Below are 1259 nucleotides of genomic sequence, written 5' to 3'. Positions count from 1 at the left end.
TGTATGGACCGGAAACATGGTGGACACATGTGCGGGGACATGGTTGACACATTATGGACCATAGTCAGGTTTGCTCACGTCGATCGTTCGTAGGAAGTGATGACAGAAGTAGACATCAAAAAGGCCATCACTTTCAGAGTTAGGCCGTATTGCGATGTGAAGCCCAGCCAAACCCTTGGCAATGCTGAAATAGCGTTTCTGAAAGCGAAATCGACTGTGATAAGCCTTAGCCAGCACATCATCCGGACCGTATTCAAACTCCGATAACTGCTGCGGATAAGCCCAGGGGCTGGAGCGATACCGGTCCATAGGTACCTTGTAGTCCAACGCTTGATGAGGACGTTGCAGGTTATAAATCTCACGCCATTGATCAAACGCTTTTTGAGCTTCCTTGGTAGTGGAAAAATGACGCCCTTCAAGCACTTCGGCCTTGAGTGAACGATGGAAACGTTCGATTTTTCCATTTGTTTGAGGATGGTAAGGACGGCTGAAGCTGATCCGAATTCCTAGGCGAATCAACCAGATACTTAGCTCTGTGATTTCACCAGGGTTGCGTGGCGAGCCCCATGGCGGGCCGTTATCAACGTTGATGCGAGCCGGTAATCCGAAGCGCTGGAATACCTCTATCATCTTCTCCTTCACCGTAGCTCCACGCTCGTTGTCACAGGCCTGAATTGCCAAATTGAATCGCGAATGGTCGTCCAGCATAGTCAGGGGATGGCATCGGCCTTCTTGCGTAGGAAAATGCCCTTTGAAATCCATCTGCCAAAGATCGTTAGGCGCATCGTGCTCAAATCTCAGCTTTGCCTCTTGTTCCTTCTGAGAAGGCTGAATCAGACCGTGCCGGTGCAGGACATTGGTGACGGTGCTGGGAGCGATCTGCTTGTTCAAGAGGCTGCTGATTGTGCGTCCACCCCATGCTGGATGGTCTTGCCTAAGTGCTATGACCTGCGCTTCCAGAGCTGCGGTGGTCAGTTTGGGACTGGTGGCCGGTTTGCGAGACTTCTCTTGCAGCCCTGGCTGACCGTGCGCTTCGTAGCGTTTGAGCCACTTATAGGCTGTTTGCGGACTGATGCCGAATCGTCGGCATAGCTCTCGTTTATTACTGCCGGGTTGCCGTGCTAAGGCAATGAACTCTTCTTTCAGGCTCATGGTGTCTCTCGTGTTCCAGGGCATGATGGCTTTCCGGCGAAGTTGGCTCGCCGAAAAGTGTCCACCATGTCCCCGTACACCCGTCCACCATGTGTCCGGTCCATACA

The 1259-nt window shown here is 52.2% G+C and carries 1 protein-coding gene; it reads right to left on the bottom strand.

All coding sequences use genetic code 11. The annotated features are described in order from the left end of the window. Positions 1–51: 51 nt before the first annotated feature. Positions 52–1176, bottom strand: a complete 1125-nt coding sequence (locus L9Z73_RS30750; protein ID WP_247408735.1) for an IS481 family transposase — start codon at positions 1174–1176, stop codon at positions 52–54. Positions 1177–1259 lie beyond the last annotated feature (83 nt).

Origin of the sequence: Pseudomonas emilianonis (assembly GCF_023072625.1) — a bacterium.
Lineage (GTDB): Bacteria > Pseudomonadota > Gammaproteobacteria > Pseudomonadales > Pseudomonadaceae > Aquipseudomonas > Aquipseudomonas paraveronii.
The sequence above is the reverse complement of the archived record's forward strand: the minus strand, read 5'-3'. Positions and strand labels throughout refer to the sequence as shown.